The following is a 21,265-nucleotide window of genomic DNA, read 5'->3' on the forward strand; positions in this document are numbered from 1 at the left end:
CGAACACAGGCTCTACAAAGCAATAACATTTGATAAAAGTGTTGATAAGGGATTGAAAACTGGTTCGCAATCCCTTACTTCCTTGCCAGTTAGCGTGAGTTAATTTCGGTTATTTTGAGGTTAATGAGCTGCTTCTGCCATTGGGCTTTATCTATGCCTTCGACCCAAATGACGCTGCTTTTACGCTGTTCGCCTTTGCGTAGATAGGTCTCAGGCATGCGGAAAATGGCTTCCCAGACTTCGAGTTTTTCGGTTTTTAATAAAGTACCATTATCGGCGAAGAAGCTGGCTTCGACTTCGACTAAGGTCACGTGCTCATTGCTGGTGCTAGCAAGGTCGAAACTGAGTCCAAGTTTATCGCCTTTCCATTGTCCGCCGGTAAAGCTGACTTTGATGCCATCTTTACCGGTTGAGCCTAATAATTCGGGTTGGGCAATTGCGGTGGCAGTCAAGGTGGTGACAGGTTCAGCCACAGTTTGAGTGGCGAGTGCAACACTTGGGACGCTGGCAACATTGCTTGAGGTGCTTACTGCCGTCGCAGCTAAGGCATTGGGCGCGGCTTTGGTTTCTGTGATCACATATTCCCAGGTAAAGTCGTCTTTGAGTCTGACTTGGGCGCCATTTTCTAGGGTGATTTGAGCTACGTCGGCGGCCATAACCGATGATGTTAGCAATAACAATGAGCTAAGTGCGCTAAGGCGTAATGAAGTTTGCATTAATTTTCTGGCTCCGATATCCGTCTGAGTCAATATTCTGCCCTAACATAAACAATTTGCCGCATATTAGTCACTGTCTAAGTCGTGTTTTGACGAATAAAGTGGATTTAGCTGGAAGATACTGACTCGAATACAGATTGAGTTCACTGAGTGTGGCACTATATTGATAGCGCGGTGACAGGACACAGTCAGATAGCGGCATTATCAATCAATTTAGCGAGAGGAGATTAAGATGCAGATTAAACATGGAATTTATGGCGTCGTTATTGGCTTGGTATTGAGCGCAGCGGCATGGGCCGATGACGCCCCTAAAGTCGGCTGCGCGGCGAAATTAGAGGCCATCAGTGCCGAACTTGCCCAAGCCAAAGCAGCAGGTAATAAACATAAAGTCGACGGGCTCGAAAAGGCCTATTACGAAGTCTCAACCCATTGTGATGACGACAGTTTATATGCCGAGCGCGTCGCTAAAGTTGCGGCTTTAGAAGAAAAACTGACTGAGCGCCAAAACGAGTTGGCTAAAGCCATAGAAGAAGGTCGTTCTATGGATAAAATCAATAAGAAACGCAATAAGGTCGCCGAAGTGGAATTGGAGCTTGCTAAGGCGCGAGCCGAGCTAACCCAATAAGTCGCCTAGGCTCAGTCGTTTGGATAAGCATTAGGCTTAGCCCGCGTAACCTATGCTCAAAACTGTGGATTCTGTACTGGAGTTATAGCCCGCGCTCAGGATGAAATGTTCTGTAATGCGGTATCTTAGCCCAGCTTCTGCGCCCCAACGGGTGGTTTTATCTTCTTCCCATGTGGGTTTGCCATCGACAATTTTGGGTGAAATATTATTCGTGTAAGACACAGTGCTGATATAGCCGCTGCCGCCCGCATAAAAGCTTAAGTCGGCAGTGAGGCTGTAGCTTAACCCTAAGCGAAAGAGGCTTTCTTGGCGATATGACAGCGCGGGTTCTGGCACTATTACATCGGTTTCTCGGCTGCGGGCATAGCCGAGGTAATAGCCCCATTGCTGGTAATTATTATCGAAATGATAGGGTGCTAATGTAATGCCGTAGAGATTGTCTGCGGCGGGAACGTAATCCAGCATGAGGGCGATATAAGAAGGATTGGCGGTTTTCTCTGATTTATCTGAGATTACCAATGGCTTCGAATTGCTATATTCGTCAGCTTGAAGTGGTTGGCTTAGGCTCAATAGTCCAAAGCTAAGACAGGCTAGCATAGATGAATAACGACTCATGGGATAATTTCCTTGGGAACAGGTTGAAGATTGTTCATTTTCCTTTGTGCTCGGTCAATTCAAAATGCTAAAATTTCTTTTAAAATAAGTGTTTGTAAATTTATTGTGTTTGGATATCAGTATTTTCTAGGGTGACATTAACCGAGGTCAACTCGGCGGTTACCTTTGTATGGGTTTGTTGCGCTAGCGCCTAGGTTGGAGTGGAATTGTGGATCAGGAAATAAGGCTCGAAATTTCGGCATGGTTAGCGGGCTTTGGGATTGATAGCCAACCCTCGGACGGCATATCAACCAGCATAATGATCATTGCCTGCTTACTGCTGGCGGGTATCGCTTATCTCATTGTTCGACGTGTAGTTATACGCGCTGTCAACATGGTGATCCTGCGCTCCAAAGTCACCTGGGACGATGTGTTCATGCGTTACAAAGTGCTCGAAAAGCTGGCCATGCTAGTGCCTGCAATCGTGCTCAATCTATTAGTGCCCATCGCCTTAACCGAACATCAAATCTTAAGTAATTTAATCGACCGGTTGCTGAGTATTTGGCTGGTGGTGCTGATGATCCGCGCTATTTATGCGGGTTTAGATGCGGTCGATGAAATTTCAGATGTCAATCTGGTGAGCCGACGTTTACCCGTTAAAAGCTTTGTGCAGTTAACTAAGCTGTTCTTATTCTTTGTCGGTATTATCGTATCTATCTCCATCTTGGCCGATCAGTCGCCTGTGTACTTCCTCAGCGGCTTAGGTGTGGCGACGGGTTTTGTGATGTTAGTGTTCCGCGACACTATCTTAGGTTTCGTGGCGGGCATTCAGTTAGCGGCTAACCGTATGGTGAGCAAGGGCGACTGGATCCAGATGGACAAATACGGAGCCGACGGTGCGGTAGAAGAGGTTTCGCTGACCACAGTAAAAGTGCGCAACTGGGACAAAACCATCACTATGATCCCCGCCTATGCCTTAGTGTCGGATGCGTTTCGCAACTGGCGTGGTATGTCTGAGTCGGGTGGGCGTAGGATCAAACGCGCTGTTAATATCGACATCAACAGCATTAAGTTTTTGAGCGAGGAAGAGCACGAACGTCTCAGTAAGATCAATTGCTTAAAAGAATATTTCCCTGCCAAAATCAACGAAATCCGCGAGGCGAATGCCAGAGTCTCTGACCTTGATATGAAAGTGAATGGTCGCCATTTGACTAACGTCGGCACCTTCCGCGCTTACCTGCAGGAATACCTACAGCGTCACGATAAAGTGCACAAGGACATGACCCTAATGGTGCGTCAGCTCGCACCAACCACAGAGGGTCTACCGATCGAGATTTATATCTTCACTAACGATACTCGCTGGGCATTTTATGAAGCGATACAAGCGGATATCTTCGACCATGTTTTTGCAATATTGCCTGAGTTTGGTCTGCAGGCTTTCCAAGCGCCAACGGGTAACGATATTCGCAGCTTGAAATCGGTAAAGGTCGAGGGTTAGTCTCGACTGATCAGAATCGCGGCTAAGGTAAGAAAGACACCGCCGCTGCTTCTGTCAAACCAATGCAGCTTGTTGCTCGCCTTTAGGCTGGGCGCAAGCACATTGGCCATGCTGGCGTAAATCATCACAAAGCTAAAATCCACTATTGCCCAAGTGGCTGCCAGTATCATAAGTTGCGGTAATTGCGGCGCGGCAAGATCGATAAATTGCGGAAACAGCGCGGCAAAAAACAGTAAATCCTTGGGATTACTGATCCCCACTAGAAACGCCTGCTGATAAAGTTGTCTTGGCGTGCCTTTGCCTTTTGATTGGCCGATCTCAAGGGGTTGAACTTGGTTCTTAGTCAACAACAACTTGATGCCTAAAAACACTAAATAGGCTGCGCCACACCATTTTAGCAAGGTAAAACCGTATTCTGAGGTGCTGATAATGGCGCCTAATCCCGCCGCTGACGCCATCATCAAGACTAAAGCGGCACTCACACTGCCAAGGCCTGTGGCTATGCTGCGCATCTTGCCGAAATGGATCCCGTGGGACATAGACAACATAGCGATGGGGCCGGGTGAGATCCCAATCAATACAATGGCCAAGAGATAGAGTAACCAAGTTTCGGGTTGCATGTGTGCCGCTCTAAATAGGGGGAAAGATTAATGTTTCGCACTCGCCACAAAATCAGGGATCACCTTAGGATGACGGCCTTTAATGGTGCGATAGAAGCTCAAAATCTCGTGCATGTCGGTCGCGATATCACCACTGGGTTGCAGTGGCGTGCGGATAACGACAGTGCGGCGGCTAAAGTCTAAGCCAACGGGAGTGATAGGCACGTGAGCCTTGCAGGCTATATGGTAGAAGCCGCATTTCCAGCGTGTTACTGGGCTGCGGGTGCCTTCGGGCGCCAACGCTAGCTTATAATCGGTTTTCGACTCAAACAGCTGCACAGCAGCATCGACTAAGTTATTGTTTTTGCGCCTATCCACCGGGCTGCCGCCAATCGCGCGGAAGAACCAGCCCCAAGGCGGGATAAAGAGTTGGTGTTTACCGAGAAAGTGAATTCGAGTGCCAAGCGCCCCACGGGCTAAGATACCCACGATGAAGTCCCAGTTACTGGTATGCGGCGCGACTATGATGATGTATTTAGCGCTGTCGGGCAGTTGGCCCTCTATCTGCCAGCCTGAAAGCTTAAGTAGCCAACGGCAAAGTGGTGTAAACATAGTTCGGTGCCCAGAGTCGAAAAATTAATAATATCATCAGCTTTTTTAGATTTTAAATTGGCTTAAGCAAGATAGTCTGTGCTGAATTCGCTATAGTACAGTTTAACCTGATTGTGGGGGAACAATACTATGTTGAAAAATGGACGATTAAACAAGGCTAGCTGGCAGCGTGTTTTTGCGACACTTTTATTCTTAGTGACTTGCCATGTGAGTGCGGTGCCGACGGATGAAATTACGCAGATGCTCAAAGGCCAAGAAGACGCCTGGAATCGCGGCGATCTCGATGCTTATATGCAAGGTTACTGGAAGAGTGAGCAATTGCGTTTTGTTTCTAACGGTAAGTTTCGTTACGGCTGGGAGGAAACCCTTGCCGCTTATAAGAAAAATTACCCCAATAAAGAAGCGCTTGGTGAGCTGAAGTTCACGATAAAAGAAATCAAAATGCTCAGCAATTACGCCGCTATGGTCGTTGGGCGCTGGGATTTACGGCGGATAAAAGATGCCCCAACGGGCGTGTTTACCCTGTTGATTGAGAAAATTGACGACCGCTGGGTGATCACTATGGATCACAGTTCGGACTAAGTCGCAGTTTTAATTGAACAACAGCGCTGACTAAAGTGCGCGTTTAACTCAGCACAGAAGGTGAGCTTTACGATAGTAAACAGTCTGGCTTAGCGGGTGGCTCGGCGGGCAGGGTTAAATGGAAATCCTGCTGTCCGAGCTGTCTACCTTTACCGTCGTATCTCACTTCGGTGAAATGCATGCCGCCCTCAGTATCCTCAAGTAGAATGCTGGTGGAGCGCGTACCATAGTCGGGGTGACGAATATAAATTGCGGCTAAGCGCCGTTCCCACTCTATCCCCACTCCCGTGTTCGGCAATTCATTATCTTGTGGTTGAGAGTCGTCTTTCATCAGCTGTAACAGCGCTTGCACTTCTAGGTTGTCTGACTGATTGATCACGGCTTCTAGCGCTTGTTGTCCCTTCGCCATTTTCGGCCAAATATCATCGAGTGCGCCATTGCTAATGGCATGAAATCCATCGGCGAGTTTAACTGTGTCTTTATTGATGCTGTTAAAACAATATAAGTCAGTACCTTGGCCGAAGATGAGATTGAATGGTTGATAATTGTCACTGTGCTCAACGAGCCAATTTGGGCACACGAGCGACCCAGAGTTGAGTGTCATAGTGATGAGTTCACCACGACTACGCATGGCTTCTGGGGGCTTTTGCGGTACGCGTAAATTCGTCACAGCGGCGACTTGTCCCTGCTTATTCACCCCAAACCAAGTGCCGCCCGCCTGCAGATCTTTTCCTGCGAGTATGTTTTCTTCCGGTGGCCAAAAGTGTGCTGGTGCGGTCGGTCTATGGTGAAACTCATCACGGTTGGCACAGATGATTAAGGGATACTTAGGATGGGCATTAATGGCGACAAAGAGTATGCACATAGCAGGCTAAATTAATCCAAAGGTAGATTAACTTAGCCTGTCTGCTCACAAATGAACAGTGTTAGTGGTGCGAGTGCTTATCCGCTTTTGCTTTTTCGTGTGTATGTTCATCGGAATGATCATGGGCACTAGGTATTTCAGTCGTGCTTTGAACAGATGCGTGCGAAGCGCTAGGTTCATGGCTATGTGCATGTTCGTGGGAATGTCCATGCGCGTGTGAATGACTATGCGAGTTCGCTACCGGTTTGCTCAGCATTAAGCGGCGTAAAAATTTACGTGGGCCTAAGCGTAGTAAGCTGGCGGCAAATAATCCCGACAGGATCAGCAGCGCGATTAAGTTCACCACTTCCGGTAAAGTGAACAGCGAGAACCACAGTGGTAGACGCAGTGCAGCGACTAAACTCAGCGCAATAATACTCAGTAATATTGCCCTTTGTGGCCATGTCATTAACTTAAGCTGCGCTATGTTAAGCACTGGTGCGGCAATCAGCGGCATGATAATCGCGATAGGGCTCCAGCCACTATAGGCCAGTGCAAGAGCCAGCACCGCTGCGCCTAAGTTGCAGAAACGCATAGGTAAAAATACGAGTAACAGCACTATAACCTGCAGCAGCGGATTGCTTAATGGCACCGAAGGATGGCCGATTAAATTCACTAGGACTAGGCTGAGTAAAATCCATGGTGCGCTGCGATCGACTAAATGTGCAAAGCCGAAACGCAGGGCATTGCTAGGTAATTTAGTATGCGGATCGGTAATAGTGACGTTAGCGTGGCTTAAATAAGCGCTAAGAATAAAGACCACAAGTAACTGGAATAACGCTATCCAAGGACCGAGTAACAGGGCGGTGATCACTAAGGCTTCTGGCCCCGCTAAGCGTTGAAACCAGCGGCGGGCTAAGCTGCTATCCTGCGGTGTTAAACCGAATTTGAAGCGCAGCGCAGCCGCACCATAGCTCAGCAGTAATATGGGCGCGAGTGTCAGTAACCAAGTCATTAATTGTTCTGTGCTGTGATCATGGTGGGCATGTTCGTGGCCGCCAGAATCCATCAAGAGCAGCATCACGAGCAGGCCTATGCCGAGCAAACTACCTATGCCAGCTTGGTATTCGTATTTGCCTTGCTTGTCGGTATCGTGTTGACCGTGGGGTTGATGTAGCACCACATGCAAAATCGAACCGGTAACAAACGCTTGTAAATAAACGGTATTTTCTAAACTGAGCTGAGTGATTAATTGCTCGCCTGCAAAGTAACCTACACCCGTAAGCAGCATCATAGCGACCAGCACTAAGCTAGCCCAGCGGGTGCCGACTTGAGGTTTGAGTAACCACCAAATGGCGAGGCCGACGGGGAGGCGATGCATAATGACCCCGAGGGCGAGTAAAATCGAATTGCCATCTTGCTGCGCCAATACCATAGCGCCACCGTCGGTGATGGTGTGCAGTAGCAAGCCGCCAATCCCTAGGGATAAGGTGAGATTATGGGTGATTTCTGAATAACGGTGGAAAAGGCGCTCGCTAGCGGTCGGTCCCCAGATACCTAGGAATACAAAGACTACGGCTAACAAACCGCCATGCTGAAGTAGCTCTGGCAAGATGTGGATCAGCACTAATCCGCCTAATGAGACGAATATAAAGCCATCGAGCCCCTTCTGTAATCCGCTGCCCGATGAAAAGTAGCGATAAAACAGTGGTCCAATTAAGAGTGCGATACAGCTAGCAAGAAGATAGAGCATGGATTCCACGGAAATTTGCTGAAAAAACGCCATAGTATACCAGCTGTAAGTCAAAGTGAGCAGTGACTTGCTGGCAATTTACCAAACTGACATTTTGCGCTGGGGTTTTCGGGGGCGAATTTTATTCACTTTGGCCATTTTGCGGAGAAATTTTCAGATCTAAGACGAGAAAAGGTTATACAATATGGGCTTATGTTGGCTTGGGTGTTGATACGTTAAATGGATATATTTTCTGCTGCGGTAATGTTGTTTTTGATCATGGACCCTCTGGGGAATTTGCCGATTTTTGCGTCGATTCTACGGCATATCGATCCTAAGAAACGCCGTAAGGTATTGATCCGCGAGTTACTCTTCGCCTTAGTGATCATGCTGTCTTTCCTTTATGCGGGTGAGGCTATCTTAAGCTTTTTAAATCTTCGCTCTGAGTCTGTGAGTATTGCAGGCGGGATTATTCTGTTTCTTATCGCGATTAAAATGATTTTCCCTCAACCCGGTGGTGTCGTTGGATTAGCCGCGGGAGAAGAGCCATTTATCGTACCTATGGCCATTCCCTTGATGGCAGGTCCATCGATTCTTGCCGCTTTGATTCTACTGGCGCATACCGATAGCTCACGCATGGGCGATTGGACCATAGCATTAGTGTCTGCTTGGGGGGCAAGCGCAGTGATCTTAATGTTTTATAAACTCTTCACCCGTGTGCTGGGTGAAAAAGGCCTCACTGCGGTTGAGCGTTTGATGGGCATGGTATTGGTCATGATCTCAGTACAAATGTTCCTCGACGGTATTTCAAATTATCTAAAAACCGCCGGCTAAATTTATCTCGCTCGCTTAAATCGAAACCGCATTAACGCTATTAATGCGGTTTTTTTATGGCAGGGATTTGGCTGGAATGCCCTCAGCATAGAGGTTTGCTGAATAAACGCTGACAAAAGTGTAAATCGTGCCAGCGAAGCAATGTATCAAGTTGTTACTTCAACGCAGTGCTGATAATGTCAAAAACTCTGTCTCTCTATCTTGAGATAGATAAACCCTGAGTAGATGACTCATAAAGGCAAATTTGTCTTAATACAAAGAGACACTAGTCTTAATAAATAGAATGGTGTTGGCTGTTACAGTAAGGATGTTAAAAATGCGAAGTACAAAAGGCGTGACAGCGTTTGGACTGATGTTGGCATTGATTAGCGGCGCGAGTATTGCGGCTCCGAATCATACGCCTGCTGATGCGGGTGTGATTAATAAAGATCGAATTTTATATTGGTTGATTAAACGTGGCGAAGTGGCCGCCGATGCCAGTGATAGCGTCAAGCAGGAAGCGATAGAAGCGTATATTCATCGTGCCACTTTGGCTCAACCTAAGGCGCCGCGCATCGAAGTTGAAGCCGAACATGCGCGTCTGCAAAGAGCTAAGTCATCGCAAATGATGCGATCACCTGCACAGCGTTTACTGGTTGATGCGGATGTAAAAAAAACCGTTAAAGTACTCTCTATATTAGTGGATTTTCCTGATTTAAAACATGATAACAATGGCTTAAGTGCGGGCGATACGGCCATGTATTACCCAAGTTATCCTGCGTCCCACTACAAGGCATTACTCTTTTCGACGACTGGCTTTAATGGTCCACAGGGGCAGACGCTAGATTCGGCTTATCAATATTATCAAGCGGTTTCAGGGCAAACCTTCTCCTTTACTGGGGATGTAAAGGGTTGGTATACCGCCTCACAAAATGCCGAATACTATGGTGCTAATGATCCAGATACTCGTAGTGATTCACAGGTCGAACTATTGGTAAAAGAAGCCGTATCTCAAGCCGTCGCAAATATGTCTCCTGCAGAGTTGGCTAGCTATGATGTTGAAGACCAAAATGATTTTAACAACAACGGTAATTACAACGAGCCCGATGGCATTATCGACCATGTGATGATTTTCCACTCTAGCATAGGTGAAGAAGCCGGTGGTGGAGCCTTAGGTGCGAGTGCAATTTGGTCGCATCGATTTTTTGTCGACCAAGCAACTAATGGCTATGCGCTTCCTGGTACGGATAAAAAAGTATTCGGTTATACCATTCAGCCTATCGATGCGGCCACGGGCGTGTGTACCCACGAATTTGGCCATGATTTAGGTCTGCCAGATGAATACGATACCACTGAAAATGATAATAAAGACGGCTCGCCAGTAGGGTTATGGTCTTTGATGTCTGGTGGAAGTTGGGCTGGCGCTATCGCTGGTGCCCAGCCGAGTGGCTTTAGTCCCTATGCGCGCTCTTACCTACAGGAAAGATATAAAGGTAAGTGGTTGAATGAGCGTGAAATCACCTTAGATAGCATTCCTAAATCAGGCATGGAAGTAACGTTGAATGAAGCGGTTAATCATCAGGCGGTTAACCAAGTCTCTATTCCACTTCCTCCAACGCCAATCCCCTTTAAAAAACCTTATCAGGGCAGTTATCAGTATTATTCTGGTCAAGGGGATATGCTGAATAACAGCATGAATTTCAATGTTACTTTGCCCGCAGTCACGACAGATAAACTGATCCTGAGTATGAAAGCCAGTTGGAGTATTGAACGTGACTATGACTACATGCAGGTGAAAGTGGATGGTGAGGCTATTGCGGGTAATTACACTAAGTTTAACAATGGGGTAAATAGCGCTCGTCATATTATTACTGGCGAGTCGTCTGCGATTGCTCAGGCGGAAGGCAATGATGCTTGGGTAACGTTAGAGTATGATTTATCTGCCTATTCAGGGAAAACGATTGCGGTCGAGATCAATTATGTCACCGATGACTATACCGGAGGGTCAGGGATCACCCTCGATAACATCAGCGTTAAACAAAATACCACTGAGTTCTATAGTGATAACGCCGAAGTTGCGGATAAAGTGACGTTCTATGGTTATAGTCGGATTAAGGACTCACGTCCTGGGCCAGCATCTCGCTATCTTATCCAACTGCGTAGCCATAACGGTGTCGATGCTGGCTTAAACGTGGCAAGTTTTGATCCTGGTGTATTAGTCTGGTTAGAAGATTTTGGTTACAGTGACAATAATGTCTCGGATCATGCGGGCCATGGCTTGATTGGCGTGATTGATGCTGACCAAAACCTGATTGGCACTCGCTCTACCGAGGTACAAATCCGCGATGCAGCCTTTAGCACAGTAAAACAAACCTTCTATGCAGGTGACAATAATCGCGATGCTGTCAGTTTATTTGATGATAGTCTAGATTACAGTGCGCCGCTACAACCCCAGTCAGGTATGGTATTGCAGCAGTTAGGTTTGACGATGCAGGTACTATCGCAAGCCAGTAATAACAGCACAGCGGTTATTCGGTTAGCAAATGCAAATTCTGATGCTGTAGCGCCGTTAACAGTCAGTTTTACTAATACAGTCAATCAATTAGTTGTAAACTTCACCAGTAATATTAATGGTGGTATGGGGGCATTAACCTACGCTTGGGATTTTGGTGATGGCACCACAAGTACAGCGGCTTCGCCAACCCATACCTATGCGAAGGCGGGCACTTATACTGTGACGCTTACAGTAACTGATGCGCAAAATACTAAGGATATTAGTAGTTTGATAGTGACTGTTACCGCACCAGTTACGCCCCCTGTCACACCTCCTGTGACTCCGCCGGCGAATGAGAGTTCTGGCGGTGGTAGTCTAGGTTGGTTGAGCCTTGTTTTCCTTGGCTTATTGACTTGGCGTCGCCAGTTAAATATTCGCTAAGTGAATCGCGTGATAGCAGATCAAAAATGCCTCTAATTTAGAGGCATTTTTATTTGTCATCAGTCATTAGTGCAGCTTTGGCTAAAGCTCGGATTCAAGCTTACGGATAGCTTGCTCGGCCGCAGGCAGAAAGATTTCACTGACAATCATTTCGTGTTCACCGTGGTGAAAATAGCGGCGGCGTCCCCAGAGTTCATGTTCGACACTCTGATCTAAACTTTCGGCTAAATGCGCTAGGCGACTACAGGTCTCAAAACTGGCGACTTCGATTCTGCCAGGGACAAAATGATCTTGGCTAAACAGTAGTTCACCTAAGGGGCGGGTGCCCAGCCCTAAAAAATCCGCTTGGCGCTCGGCCATTAACTTTTCGGGGATCAAGGTTCTGGCAAACACCCAAGGGATTGAGTCGAGGCAAAGTAACACTTCGCGGATCCATACTGAGCCTTGCTGGGGATATTCGCCATCTAAGGGCGCATGCAGCCCTTCGCCAAGGACTTTGACTTCAAATTGAGTGCAGCAAGTTTTGAGTTTTTGAGTTAGGCTGCCTGTAGCTAGCAACCATTCTTTCAAGGGCGATTTTGGGAGTTTGTCGGCTAGTTCGGCTGAAAACCACTGAATAGATTCACCATAGGGGAAGCTTAAGCTAGTCACATTCATTAAATACTCGTTACAATATAGGCAAACGTCGGCAGTTTAACATGTCGCGACGCGAGCAGATAGATTGGGAAGTTTCTTCCATTACCATTATTGTTTTTAGGGAGCCGTAAGCCGCTATGAAAAAATTACTCTCAGTCTGTCTGATCCTGTTTACCAGTGTTTTCAGTGTTTATGCGGCCGATGAAAAAGAAGCGGCACCTGCAGCGACGCCTACGGGTGAGTACGCCTACTATGGTTTTGAGCCCGAAATCGTCACTAACTACATTTCTAACCGCAAGAAATTAGGTTTTGTGAAGATCAGCGTCGAGTTAATGGTTAAGAGCCCAGATGATTTGGTCACAGTTGAGCGTCACGATCCGCTATTGCGCGCCGCGATTGTTGAAGTGTTAGGTAATCAATCAGAAGAAAAGATTAAGTCACTCACTGGCCGTGAAGAAATCCGTCGTGAGTGCTTCGATATGGTCAATAATCTGCTCACCAAAGAAGCGGGCAAGGCCTTGATTGTAAACTTACTCTTTACCTCTTATCTGTACGATTAATTCATTGTCTTATTCTATGGGCTGACTTATTTCGGCCCATTGCGTTACAAGAGCTGCTATGTCAAAACCTGCCGTGAAATCCGTTCAATCAGCGACTGCGAAAACCGCAACCCGTGCAGTTAACATCCGCCAAAAAGTTAAAGCACCAAAGCAGGCTAAACCTGAAGCTAAAGGCAGAGTAAGGCCAAGCAAAGACAAACCAAGAGTAGAAATCAAAAAAGCCCTGCATCCGCGTAACGCCCACTTGAATGGCTATGATTTTCCGGCGCTAATCAGTGCATTTCCTCAGCTGAAAACCTTTGTGCGGCCCACGCCCTATGGCGCGCTATCGGTAGATTTTGCCGACCCGCTGGCAGTTAAAACCCTCAATGCGGCGCTACTCAAACATCACTATGGAATTGGTTCTTGGAATATTCCTGAAGGAGCGTTATGTCCTCCGATCCCCGGTCGCGTCGATTATGTGCATTACGTGGCAGATCTGTTAGCCGAAGGCGATAAGTCATGTGCCATGGATAAGGCGAGGGTGCTGGATATTGGCACAGGCGCGAACGGCATTTATCCCATATTGGGCTGCCAAGTGTACGGCTGGCAATATGTTGCCTCGGATATCAATGCCCATTCACTCACCAATGTGCAGAGTATTATCGAGCAAAACCCAGTGCTGCAAGGGCGGATAAGCTTAAGATTACAGCCAGATGACAAGGCGGTATTCAAGGGAGTTATTCAAGCCGAAGAACGTTTTGAGTTAACCCTGTGTAATCCTCCGTTTCATGCCTCTATGGCCGAAGCGAGCGAAGGTACAAAGCGTAAGGTGAATAATCTACAGCTTAATCGGGGGAACTCAGTAAAGGCTGCACCTAAGCTGAATTTCGGCGGCCAAGCGGCAGAACTTTGGTGCCAAGGTGGAGAGCGACAGTTCTTGGCGACCATGATCCGTGAGAGTCAGATGTTTGCAGACCAATGCTTGTGGTTTACTAGCCTAGTATCGAAGCAAGAAAACCTGAAACCTTGTTATCAAGCCTTAGCACAGTTGAACGTCGATACCGTAAAGACGATTGAAATGCAGCAAGGCAATAAAATTACGCGGGTCTTAGCGTGGAGCTTTCAGTCGGCCGCTAAGCGCAAAATCTGGCGCGCTGAACACTTAGCCAATTAAGATTTTCAGTTTACTTAATAACAAAACAGGCGCCAATGGCGCCTGTTTTGATTAAAGGTAAAAATAACCACTGTTACTGCGGCTTTTCTTCCTGATGATCTCGGCGGAATAACGCCCACTCTTCCATGGCTTCACCGTTTGGCAAGGTACAGATGCCATGCTCACCTTCGGCGGTTTTCTCTATTGCCAAGCTACCACCCTGGGAGATGCAATACTCTGAGGCTGGATTGGCAATTTTAACTTGCGCAGCAGGCTTTTCAGCTTCGCCGCAACCCACGAGTGCCACAGTTGCCAGCAGTAAAGTTGCAGCAAGCGGTAATAGGACTTTCATAGACCCTCCTTGAACACTTATTTACGCCCTAAAATTCGCAGAATGCGTAGGAATAAGTTGATGATATCCATATACAAAGCGGCTGCGCTATCGATGGCATTATCTATGGTTTTCGGAATTTGATTCGCCCGTCCCCAGTCGTACCCAATATACCCGCAGAAAATCAGCACGACGATCCAATCTAAAATCCCGTGGTGGGTATTAAAGATAAATACTTCAATCAGTTCGACGACGATGACGAGTACCAAAGCAATCGTGAGTGCGCCGGAAATTTTTTGGAAAAAGGCGGGAAAGAGTGTGCCCAAACACATCATGGCAATGGTCACTAGGCCTGTGATGCGAATGGCTTCCGTCACTAACTCAGGGTCGTATTGACTGACTACCATATTGATAATCAAGCCGAAGGGGACGACTACAAAGTTGTAGCCAATAAAGCTGACGACGGGATTGCTCGATTTTTGAAACAGATAAATCCCGAAAAAACAGGAGGCAAAATAGCCGATAAAGAAAATCCAAGGATTCACGCTGGCAATCGCTTCTGGGTCGATATTGGTGACCATCCAATAGTTAACCGCAAAACCCCAAATCAGCGTGAGGCCGATAACGAGGTTGTACATGCCTGCGCCAACGATGGGATCGTCTGTGGTCATGCGATCAAATACACTGTTTTCCGAATCCATATGTTTTCCTTGTGATTTCCTTATATTAACTGGTCGTTCAGCCTCACCAGCGTCGAGCTAAGTTAAGGCAAGTAAAGCCGTTTTTCAAGCGAGAATATCTTAAGCCTGAGTACCACAGACACTGCAGTTGGCGTGTTTCGGTAGTTTCATCTCACGAAACTCCATCGTCATCGCATCGATCATCAAAATGCGGCCCGCTAAGGTTTTACCCATGCCAGTGATGACCTTGATGGCTTCAACCGCCTGTAAACAACCTATCATGCCGACCACAGGGGCTAGGATGCCCGACTCGACACAGCTGAGTTGTTGCTCGCCAAATAGGGCGCTAAAGCAATGATAACAAGGTGTTTCGCTGTGATAATCGAACACTGTGACCATGCCTTCCATGCGAATTGCCGCTGCGGAGACTAAGGGCACTTTATGCTTAAAACAGCTGAGGTTGAGTTGTTCGCGTACACTGACATTATCGGTGCAGTCGAGCACTAGATTGTGATTGGCGACAAGGGCGTCAATCTCATGATCATCTAATACTGCATTGATAATGTTGATCTTAATAAAGGGATTGAGCTGACTCAGGCTCTGTTTGGCCGATTCGACTTTTGGCTGGCCGACATTGGTATCTTGATGCAGCACTTGGCGCTGCAGGTTAGAGAGTTCAACGTGATCAAAATCGACCAAGGTCAGCTCGCCAATCCCTGCAACTGTGAGGTATTGGCTGGCGGCGCAGCCTAATCCGCCTGCACCTATCATCAACACTTTCGCTTGTTTTAGGTGTTCTTGGCCGTCGATATCCATGGCTTTGATGGAGATCTGACGGCTGTATCTTAAGAGTTCGCTGTCGCTGAGAATATCGTCAGGCACATTCATAGAGATTTTCCTAGCAGAGCACGCTGTTAAAGGGCTCGACCGTCACTTGCGTGCCAGCGGCAGTATCCCCTTGGAATTGTTCCAATAAAACGAAACAGTTCGCTAGGCTCATTGAAGTCAACATGCCAGAACCTTGGCTACCAGTAATGGCAACCTCGAGTTTGCCCTCTGCATTACGGCTTAAAATGCCCCGTTGATATTCGACGCGGCCCGGTTGTTTACGCACCGGTGTGGTGAGTATGGCGTCTAACATCAAAGGTTCAACTGGGGTTAAACCCTGCATCTTGTTCAGGATAGGCCAAACGAGCTTATAAAACGTCACCATAGAAGACACGGGATTGCCCGGTAAACCACAGAATACCGCCTTGCCAATTTTTCCCATGGCGAAGGGCTTGCCTGGTTTGATGGCGAGTTTCCAGAAGGTGATTTTGCCTTCTTCATCGAGAATTTGTTTCGTGAAATCCGCTTCGCCTACCGACACGCCGCCCGAGGTTAGCACCATATCTGCTTGGCTGGCGGCTTGGCGAAATGCCTGACGTATGGCTTCAGGATCATCGGCTATTACGCCTAAATCAAGCCATTCCACATTAGCGCGGCTGAGTAAACCTTGAATCGAGTAACGGTTTGAATCGTAAATTTGCCCCGGCGCGAGTTCGCTGCCAACAGGACGCAGTTCGTCACCCGTGGAGAAAAACGCCACCTTAAGTTGACGATAGACTCGCACTTGGCTGATACCAATAGTGGCCAATACGCCGAGTTCGGCAGCACCAATTTGAATACCAGCAGTAAGTACTTTAGTGCCTTGGGTCAGTTCTTCGCCACGGCAACGCACATTGGCACCTTGTGCCTTAGGGTGGCGAATATGAATAATCTCACCTTCAACTTCGGCTTCTTCCTGCATTTGCACTGTGTCATAACCCGCAGGCATGGGGGCGCCCGTCATGATCCGTATGCAGGTATTAGGTTTGGCTTCACCTTCAAAACCATGGCCGGCGAAGGAAGTGCCGATGAGGCGTAATGAGGTGCGATTGGTTTGCGTATTCAAGTCGACAAAACGGAAGGCGTAACCGTCCATTGAGGAGTTGTCGAAGGGGGGCAGGTCTATACAGGAAGCGAGATCTTCTGCAAGGACGCGGCCAAGAGCATGGGGAAGCAATACGACTTCTGTCTCTGACACTGGGCTAACTTGTTCGAGCAAAAGGGGAATAGCTTGATCTGGATGCATTAAGCTAGGTTGCGAACAAGGATCGGCTTTTACGGACATGAGGGTCTGCCTTATATGCAATGGGTCGTGATGACGCTGAATGAATTTCCACCTGACTATGATTGGCTATTATGCCACGGTGATCGGCGATGGCTATGATTTGCATGTGAGTTTCTGTGATAGGCCAGTCAGTTTTTCCTGCCACTTTGGATGATAACCTAGCAAGAAGTAACGCAATTTGCGCAGCTAAGTCGAAGGCTGAACGCGAGTCGCTGGACAAATGAAAATCATTTTTATCAATGAATCATTAACTTAGCTAAAAATCTAAAGGTAAATTTTGTTGCTTTTGTCGACCCCCTTGATGACAATGTGCCCCATGATTCAGTTCGAACGCAAAAGAGGATTTACTATGCTGTCAGCCACTATGATCGAAAAGTTGAATGAACAAATTAATATGGAGTTCTTCTCCTCAAATTTATACCTGCAAATGAGCGCTTGGTGTGAAGATCAGGGATTTGAAGGTGCAGCTAAATTTATGCGCGAGCACGCGGACGAAGAGATGGGCCATATGCGTCGTTTGTTCACTTATGTGAGTGAAACCGGTGGCTTACCTTTGTTGGGGGCGATTGAAGCGCCACAGTCACAGTTTGATTCGCTGCTGGCTCTGTTCGAACTCACCTATGAACATGAGCAGTTGATTACCAGTCAGATCAATGCCTTGGCCCATGCTGCCTTTTCGAATCAAGACTATTCAACCTTCAACTTCCTGCAATGGTATGTGGCCGAGCAGCACGAAGAAGAAAAGCTGTTTAAGTCGATTGTCGATAAGATACGTTTAGTGGGTGAAGATGGTAAGGCGCTGTTCTTTATTGATAAAGATTTAGCTAAGTTAGCCTCTAAGGGCGGCGAAAGCATAATGAACGGTCAAGGCCAACCACAGGCTTAAGTCCGTTTTATTTGCCACAAAAAAGCAGCCTAGGCTGCTTTTTTGTTCTTTATCATTTTATTTTTTATAAGCTTAGATATTCACACAACTATCTTGGTAATCATGATTGAGCAGTGCTGTGTGCTTGATGTGCAGCAAGGGCGTGATCTCGTCGAAGGGCAGTGGTTTAGAGATCAAATATCCTTGGGCAAAGTGGCAACCTAGATCCCGCAGGAAGTGCCACTGGGCCTCGGTTTCTATGCCTTCGGCCACTAACTCCATTTCGAGACTTTGCCCCATCATGACGATAGCTTTGACTAAGTTAGCATTAGCGTTACTTTCGAGGGCATTTTCCACAAAGCTACGATCGATTTTAATCACTGAAATCGGGAATTTTTTCAAATAACTCAGGGAAGAATAACCTGTGCCGAAATCATCGATATAGATTTGCGAGCCTAAATGGCGAATCGATTCGAGCGTGCTCAAGCAATGGCTGGCATCGCCCATCAGCATGCTCTCAGTGATCTCAATATGCACATTGCGTGGGTTTACATGGTGGCGGTTAAAGCATTCCTGCAGCACTTGGTCGAATCCCATGCCGCGGGTGTTGATGCATTGGCGACCGGAAACATTAATCGCGACATTGATTTTTAAGCCACTTTTTTGCCACTGCCTGAGATCATGCATGGCTTGGTTGAGCACCCATTCGCCCATAGGTTCTATCAGTCCGGTTTCTTCGGCCAGCGGGATAAATTGATCCGGTGGGATCAGGCCAAAGTCGGGGTCTTGCCAGCGGATAAGGGCTTCGACGCTGCAGACCACTCCAGTTTGCATATCCACTATGGGTTGATAATGCAGGGCAAATTCATTTTGTGCCACGGCGCGGCGCAGGCGTTGCTCTAATTCCATCCGGGCGAACATGGCTTGATTCATACCCGCGGTGAAGTATTTAAAATTATTCCGTCCCGCATCTTTGGCTTGATACATGGCGGTTTCGGTATTGCGGGTGAGTGAGCTGGTATCCAAACCATCTTCGGGATAGACGCCGATACCAAAGCTGGCTGAAATCTGGATCTCGCGGTCATTTAAGTCAAATGGTATGCCTAAGGCTTCGATAATACGCGTTGCCATGTGTTCGATGGCGAGTTCGTTGGTCAGTCGCGGCAATATAAGCACAAACTCATCCCCCCCGATGCGGGCGATAAAGTCGGTTTTACCCGCAATGCCTTCTAAGCGTTTGGCCACATCTTTAAGTAATAGATCGCCCGTGGCATGGCCTTGCACATCGTTGATGTATTTGAATTGGTCTAAATCTATCAGCAGAATCGCCAGTTTGCGTGAGTCATGCTGCGCCACATGGATTTCGTGCTGCAGGCGCTCATTAAACAGCTTACGATTAGGCAGTCCCGTTAACGTATCGAAGTTGGCTTGATACCAAAGATCTTGCTCATATTGCTTACGCTTACTGATATCCATAAATAAACCAATGTGTTGGATTATTTGTCCTTGCTCATTTCGCACCACAGTAATGGCTAAATACTCGGGATACACTTGGCCATTTTTGCGCTTATTCCAAACCTCGCCCTCCCATTTTCCTTCTGTTTGAAGCGACTCCCACATGGTGGTGTAAAAGTGCTGCGAATGGCGGCTAGAACTGAGGATGGATGGACTGCGGCCTTTCACGTCTTCCAATGTATAGCCAGTAATATTGCAGAAAGCCGGATTGACCAGTTCGATATGGTTGTCGGCATCAGTCACCATTATGCCCTCGGCAGAATAGTCAAATACCGCAGCGGCGCGGGTGAGGGCATGGTTTGCCTTCTGCCGTTCGCTGATCATGCGGTTCATGGCGCGAGCCATGCGAGCCAGTTCATCGGTACCTGAGACGCGAATATTGATATTGAGCTTGGGATCTTCCGCCATTTGCTGCATATCATTGGCAATCTTAGTGATTTTATCCATAAAGTTGCGAATGATCTTCTGTCCGAGCCAGAGTGTAACGGTTGCGGTAAATAGGGCTGATAACAAGTACAGGCCAAGGAAGGTCAGGGCTTGGTTTTGTTGATACTCGCTCTGCTGCGCCATGGTCTGGGTGATGTCTTTGGCGAGTTGATGCAGTTGTTCGATACGCTGGGTGGTGAGCGCCCACCATTTTTGGCTGTCAATCGGATGTGGCGGCATTAGCAACTGTGTCATCGCTTGGCTTAACTTGTCCTCACTGGCTGGGACTTGCGCAATGGCGTTGATCTCCGCCATCGGCAAGCCTTGCTGCTTCAGTTGCTGCAGCTTGGCCATGCTGAATTGGTATTGATCTATGCTGTCCTCAAGGGTTTTCAGCGCTGGCTTAAATTTGGGAAGAAAGCGGGTCTCGTGATTGAGTTCATCTAAGTTGAGGTGAATCGTCGCCAGCGCGCTATTAAATTTTTGCAGTGAAACGTCATCGCCCTTTAGCAGATAGTCCTGAAAACTCCCCATTAAGCCACCGTAACCTAAGTTGGCATTAATATTTTGTGCCAGTGCGCTAATGCGGGTTTGCTGCTCAATTTGTTGGCTTATCTGCAGAATACGTTGATTCTCTGGCGAATCTTGCAGGTTTTTCAGTAACGATTTTCTATCGGAAATCGCTGCATTGCTCGCGTGCATCACAGCTCGGCCATATTCATACATGAAGGAGCCTATGGTGCGGTAATCATTCAGATTGAGTGAGTCGCTGAGCAGCAAATGATTAATTGCGCTACGTTCTTTTACGGCGAGTTCCTGCACCATTAGCAGGTTTAATAAATCGGTATAGGCGCGGGATTGGCTGATTTCGTTGGTCAGTAACTGCAATAACTGAATGAGCTGCAACAGCTGAGTGTGCAGTTGACTATAGAGGTCAGTAAACGGGCTTTGTGTTTCGCTCGCAAGGGTTTGGCGTGCGTTGGCGAGTCTGTGGCCTGTGAGTGTGATGGCATCTAATAATGCGTTCATCTGACTGGCTTCAATACTGCTAGGATCGAGCGCCTCACTGAGGTGGGCTAAAGGTTCGCTATTAAGTAACGTATTGAATGCGTTGGAGGTCGCCTGTTGTTGCGCGACTAGCGCGTTATCGGCGGGCAGTTGATTGGTGCTCAGACCATATTCGTTCTGCAACTGATAAAGTAATTCAGTGATTTGTACCGTCGTCTGCACTGCAAGATGGTTGTGCTTGGCCGAGTGTGATTCATTTATTAAGCCATGCATGCGAGTCAGAATAAAAAAACTCATCATCAACAAGGGGACAAGCGAAAACAGAATGAGCTTTTGCTTCAAACTGAGGTGGTGTAGCGCTGACGGCATTAAAGATCACTCCACTCGTTCGCCTAGCTAAAAAAGAA

Annotated in this window: 20 protein-coding genes; 8 read left to right on the forward strand and 12 right to left on the reverse strand. The window is 47.4% G+C overall.

The genetic code is table 11. From position 1 onward, the window contains the following. Positions 1-89 precede the first annotated feature (89 nt). A complete protein-coding gene (locus tag Q4Q46_RS09150) occupies positions 90-716 on the reverse strand; it encodes a DUF3157 family protein (protein WP_063881930.1) in 627 nt (208 codons plus the stop codon). Positions 717-948: 232 nt separating this feature from the next. On the opposite strand from Q4Q46_RS09150, the gene Q4Q46_RS09155 reads away from it, so the two are divergent. After that, positions 949-1,341, forward strand: coding sequence for a DUF1090 domain-containing protein (locus Q4Q46_RS09155; RefSeq protein WP_311905781.1), 393 nt, complete (start codon positions 949-951; stop codon positions 1,339-1,341). A gap of 36 nt (positions 1,342-1,377) precedes the next feature. Here Q4Q46_RS09155 and Q4Q46_RS09160 read toward each other — a convergent pair whose 3' ends face one another. Beyond that, positions 1,378-1,956, reverse strand: a complete 579-nt coding sequence (locus Q4Q46_RS09160; protein ID WP_126490905.1) for a TonB-dependent receptor — start codon at positions 1,954-1,956, stop codon at positions 1,378-1,380. A 208-nt stretch (positions 1,957-2,164) separates the two neighbouring features. Between Q4Q46_RS09160 and Q4Q46_RS09165 the strand changes: the two genes are divergently transcribed. Further along, a complete protein-coding gene (locus tag Q4Q46_RS09165; protein ID WP_106648587.1) occupies positions 2,165-3,433 on the forward strand; it encodes a mechanosensitive ion channel family protein in 1,269 nt (422 codons plus the stop codon). Here the strand turns inward: Q4Q46_RS09165 and Q4Q46_RS09170 are convergent. Next, entirely contained in the window at positions 3,430-4,053 is a 624-nt protein-coding gene (locus Q4Q46_RS09170; RefSeq protein ID WP_259544538.1) for a LysE family translocator, read from the reverse strand. The two genes, Q4Q46_RS09165 and Q4Q46_RS09170, sit on opposite strands and share 4 nt — an antisense overlap. A gap of 27 nt (positions 4,054-4,080) precedes the next feature. Next, positions 4,081-4,644 (reverse strand): lysophospholipid acyltransferase family protein, encoded by a 564-nt coding sequence (locus Q4Q46_RS09175; protein ID WP_261271974.1) that lies wholly within the window; start codon positions 4,642-4,644, stop codon positions 4,081-4,083. Positions 4,645-4,773: 129 nt separating this feature from the next. Between Q4Q46_RS09175 and Q4Q46_RS09180 the strand changes: the two genes are divergently transcribed. Next, complete coding sequence (locus Q4Q46_RS09180; RefSeq protein WP_311905782.1) at positions 4,774-5,226, forward strand: YybH family protein; 453 nt, start codon at positions 4,774-4,776, stop codon at positions 5,224-5,226. A gap of 67 nt (positions 5,227-5,293) precedes the next feature. Here the strand turns inward: Q4Q46_RS09180 and Q4Q46_RS09185 are convergent, their stop codons facing one another. Further along, the gene (locus tag Q4Q46_RS09185; protein WP_311890548.1) at positions 5,294-6,091 is read right to left on the reverse strand and encodes an NRDE family protein; all 798 of its coding nucleotides are present in this window, start codon (positions 6,089-6,091) and stop codon (positions 5,294-5,296) included. A 61-nt stretch (positions 6,092-6,152) separates the two neighbouring features. Continuing rightward, a complete protein-coding gene (locus Q4Q46_RS09190) occupies positions 6,153-7,823 on the reverse strand; it encodes a ZIP family metal transporter (protein ID WP_311905838.1) in 1,671 nt (556 codons plus the stop codon). A gap of 219 nt (positions 7,824-8,042) precedes the next feature. Between Q4Q46_RS09190 and Q4Q46_RS09195 the strand changes: the two genes are divergently transcribed. Both Q4Q46_RS09195 and Q4Q46_RS09200 read left to right on the forward strand, forming a co-directional pair. Next, the gene (locus tag Q4Q46_RS09195; protein ID WP_011848195.1) at positions 8,043-8,636 is read left to right on the forward strand and encodes a YhgN family NAAT transporter; all 594 of its coding nucleotides are present in this window, start codon (positions 8,043-8,045) and stop codon (positions 8,634-8,636) included. Positions 8,637-8,952: 316 nt separating this feature from the next. Then, positions 8,953-11,550, forward strand: coding sequence for an immune inhibitor A domain-containing protein (locus Q4Q46_RS09200; RefSeq protein ID WP_311905783.1), 2,598 nt, complete (start codon positions 8,953-8,955; stop codon positions 11,548-11,550). Positions 11,551-11,631: 81 nt separating this feature from the next. On the opposite strand, the gene Q4Q46_RS09205 is transcribed toward Q4Q46_RS09200, so the two are convergent. Next, complete coding sequence (locus tag Q4Q46_RS09205) at positions 11,632-12,207, reverse strand: chorismate--pyruvate lyase family protein (RefSeq protein WP_107946211.1); 576 nt, start codon at positions 12,205-12,207, stop codon at positions 11,632-11,634. A gap of 116 nt (positions 12,208-12,323) precedes the next feature. Between Q4Q46_RS09205 and Q4Q46_RS09210 the strand changes: the two genes are divergently transcribed. Both Q4Q46_RS09210 and rlmF read left to right on the forward strand, forming a co-directional pair. Then, positions 12,324-12,746, forward strand: coding sequence for a flagellar basal body-associated protein FliL (locus tag Q4Q46_RS09210; protein WP_012586415.1), 423 nt, complete (start codon positions 12,324-12,326; stop codon positions 12,744-12,746). Positions 12,747-12,804: 58 nt separating this feature from the next. Continuing rightward, positions 12,805-13,902, forward strand: coding sequence for a 23S rRNA (adenine(1618)-N(6))-methyltransferase RlmF (gene rlmF / locus Q4Q46_RS09215; protein ID WP_283630837.1), 1,098 nt, complete (start codon positions 12,805-12,807; stop codon positions 13,900-13,902). Between the two features lie 73 nt (positions 13,903-13,975). Here the strand turns inward: rlmF and Q4Q46_RS09220 are convergent, their stop codons facing one another. The 4 genes from Q4Q46_RS09220 to moeA form a co-directional block, all read right to left on the reverse strand. After that, positions 13,976-14,233, reverse strand: a complete 258-nt coding sequence (locus Q4Q46_RS09220) for a putative hemolysin (RefSeq protein ID WP_259582584.1) — start codon at positions 14,231-14,233, stop codon at positions 13,976-13,978. Positions 14,234-14,250: 17 nt separating this feature from the next. After that, the gene (locus Q4Q46_RS09225; RefSeq protein ID WP_006084906.1) at positions 14,251-14,913 is read right to left on the reverse strand and encodes a Bax inhibitor-1 family protein; all 663 of its coding nucleotides are present in this window, start codon (positions 14,911-14,913) and stop codon (positions 14,251-14,253) included. A 99-nt stretch (positions 14,914-15,012) separates the two neighbouring features. Beyond that, the gene (gene moeB / locus Q4Q46_RS09230; RefSeq protein WP_259524512.1) at positions 15,013-15,780 is read right to left on the reverse strand and encodes a molybdopterin-synthase adenylyltransferase MoeB; all 768 of its coding nucleotides are present in this window, start codon (positions 15,778-15,780) and stop codon (positions 15,013-15,015) included. A gap of 10 nt (positions 15,781-15,790) precedes the next feature. Continuing rightward, on the reverse strand, positions 15,791-17,044 hold the full coding sequence (gene moeA, locus Q4Q46_RS09235) for a molybdopterin molybdotransferase MoeA (protein ID WP_311905784.1): 1,254 nt from the start codon (positions 17,042-17,044) through the stop codon (positions 15,791-15,793). A gap of 349 nt (positions 17,045-17,393) precedes the next feature. On the opposite strand from moeA, the gene ftnA reads away from it, so the two are divergent. Beyond that, positions 17,394-17,930: a non-heme ferritin gene (gene ftnA, locus Q4Q46_RS09240; protein ID WP_107946218.1), complete on the forward strand. Its 537-nt coding sequence runs from the start codon at positions 17,394-17,396 to the stop codon at positions 17,928-17,930. A 72-nt stretch (positions 17,931-18,002) separates the two neighbouring features. Here ftnA and Q4Q46_RS09245 read toward each other — a convergent pair whose 3' ends face one another. Next, on the reverse strand, positions 18,003-21,227 hold the full coding sequence (locus Q4Q46_RS09245) for an EAL domain-containing protein (RefSeq protein ID WP_311905785.1): 3,225 nt from the start codon (positions 21,225-21,227) through the stop codon (positions 18,003-18,005). Between the last annotated feature and the right edge of the window lie 38 nt (positions 21,228-21,265).

The sequence above is a fragment of the Shewanella vaxholmensis genome (genome assembly GCF_031932135.1).
In the GTDB taxonomy this organism is placed as follows: domain Bacteria; phylum Pseudomonadota; class Gammaproteobacteria; order Enterobacterales; family Shewanellaceae; genus Shewanella; species Shewanella hafniensis.

Excerpts from the sequence above, each read along its gene's own strand:
- moeB (WP_259524512.1), bottom strand. The coding sequence starts at position 15,780 with ATGAATGTGCCTGACGATATTCTCAGCGACAGCGAACTCTTAAGATAC.
- Q4Q46_RS09150 (WP_063881930.1), bottom strand. The coding sequence starts at position 716 with ATGCAAACTTCATTACGCCTTAGCGCACTTAGCTCATTGTTATTGCTA.
- Q4Q46_RS09200 (WP_311905783.1), top strand. The coding sequence starts at position 8,953 with ATGCGAAGTACAAAAGGCGTGACAGCGTTTGGACTGATGTTGGCATTG.
- rlmF (WP_283630837.1), top strand. The coding sequence starts at position 12,805 with ATGTCAAAACCTGCCGTGAAATCCGTTCAATCAGCGACTGCGAAAACC.
- moeA (WP_311905784.1), bottom strand. The coding sequence starts at position 17,044 with ATGTCCGTAAAAGCCGATCCTTGTTCGCAACCTAGCTTAATGCATCCA.
- Q4Q46_RS09245 (WP_311905785.1), bottom strand. The coding sequence starts at position 21,227 with ATGCCGTCAGCGCTACACCACCTCAGTTTGAAGCAAAAGCTCATTCTG.
- Q4Q46_RS09225 (WP_006084906.1), bottom strand. The coding sequence starts at position 14,913 with ATGGATTCGGAAAACAGTGTATTTGATCGCATGACCACAGACGATCCC.
- Q4Q46_RS09205 (WP_107946211.1), bottom strand. The coding sequence starts at position 12,207 with ATGAATGTGACTAGCTTAAGCTTCCCCTATGGTGAATCTATTCAGTGG.
- Q4Q46_RS09190 (WP_311905838.1), bottom strand. The coding sequence starts at position 7,823 with ATGCTCTATCTTCTTGCTAGCTGTATCGCACTCTTAATTGGACCACTG.
- Q4Q46_RS09180 (WP_311905782.1), top strand. The coding sequence starts at position 4,774 with ATGTTGAAAAATGGACGATTAAACAAGGCTAGCTGGCAGCGTGTTTTT.
- Q4Q46_RS09175 (WP_261271974.1), bottom strand. The coding sequence starts at position 4,644 with ATGTTTACACCACTTTGCCGTTGGCTACTTAAGCTTTCAGGCTGGCAG.
- Q4Q46_RS09155 (WP_311905781.1), top strand. The coding sequence starts at position 949 with ATGCAGATTAAACATGGAATTTATGGCGTCGTTATTGGCTTGGTATTG.
- Q4Q46_RS09195 (WP_011848195.1), top strand. The coding sequence starts at position 8,043 with ATGGATATATTTTCTGCTGCGGTAATGTTGTTTTTGATCATGGACCCT.
- Q4Q46_RS09185 (WP_311890548.1), bottom strand. The coding sequence starts at position 6,091 with ATGTGCATACTCTTTGTCGCCATTAATGCCCATCCTAAGTATCCCTTA.
- Q4Q46_RS09220 (WP_259582584.1), bottom strand. The coding sequence starts at position 14,233 with ATGAAAGTCCTATTACCGCTTGCTGCAACTTTACTGCTGGCAACTGTG.
- Q4Q46_RS09160 (WP_126490905.1), bottom strand. The coding sequence starts at position 1,956 with ATGAGTCGTTATTCATCTATGCTAGCCTGTCTTAGCTTTGGACTATTG.
- Q4Q46_RS09170 (WP_259544538.1), bottom strand. The coding sequence starts at position 4,053 with ATGCAACCCGAAACTTGGTTACTCTATCTCTTGGCCATTGTATTGATT.
- ftnA (WP_107946218.1), top strand. The coding sequence starts at position 17,394 with ATGCTGTCAGCCACTATGATCGAAAAGTTGAATGAACAAATTAATATG.
- Q4Q46_RS09210 (WP_012586415.1), top strand. The coding sequence starts at position 12,324 with ATGAAAAAATTACTCTCAGTCTGTCTGATCCTGTTTACCAGTGTTTTC.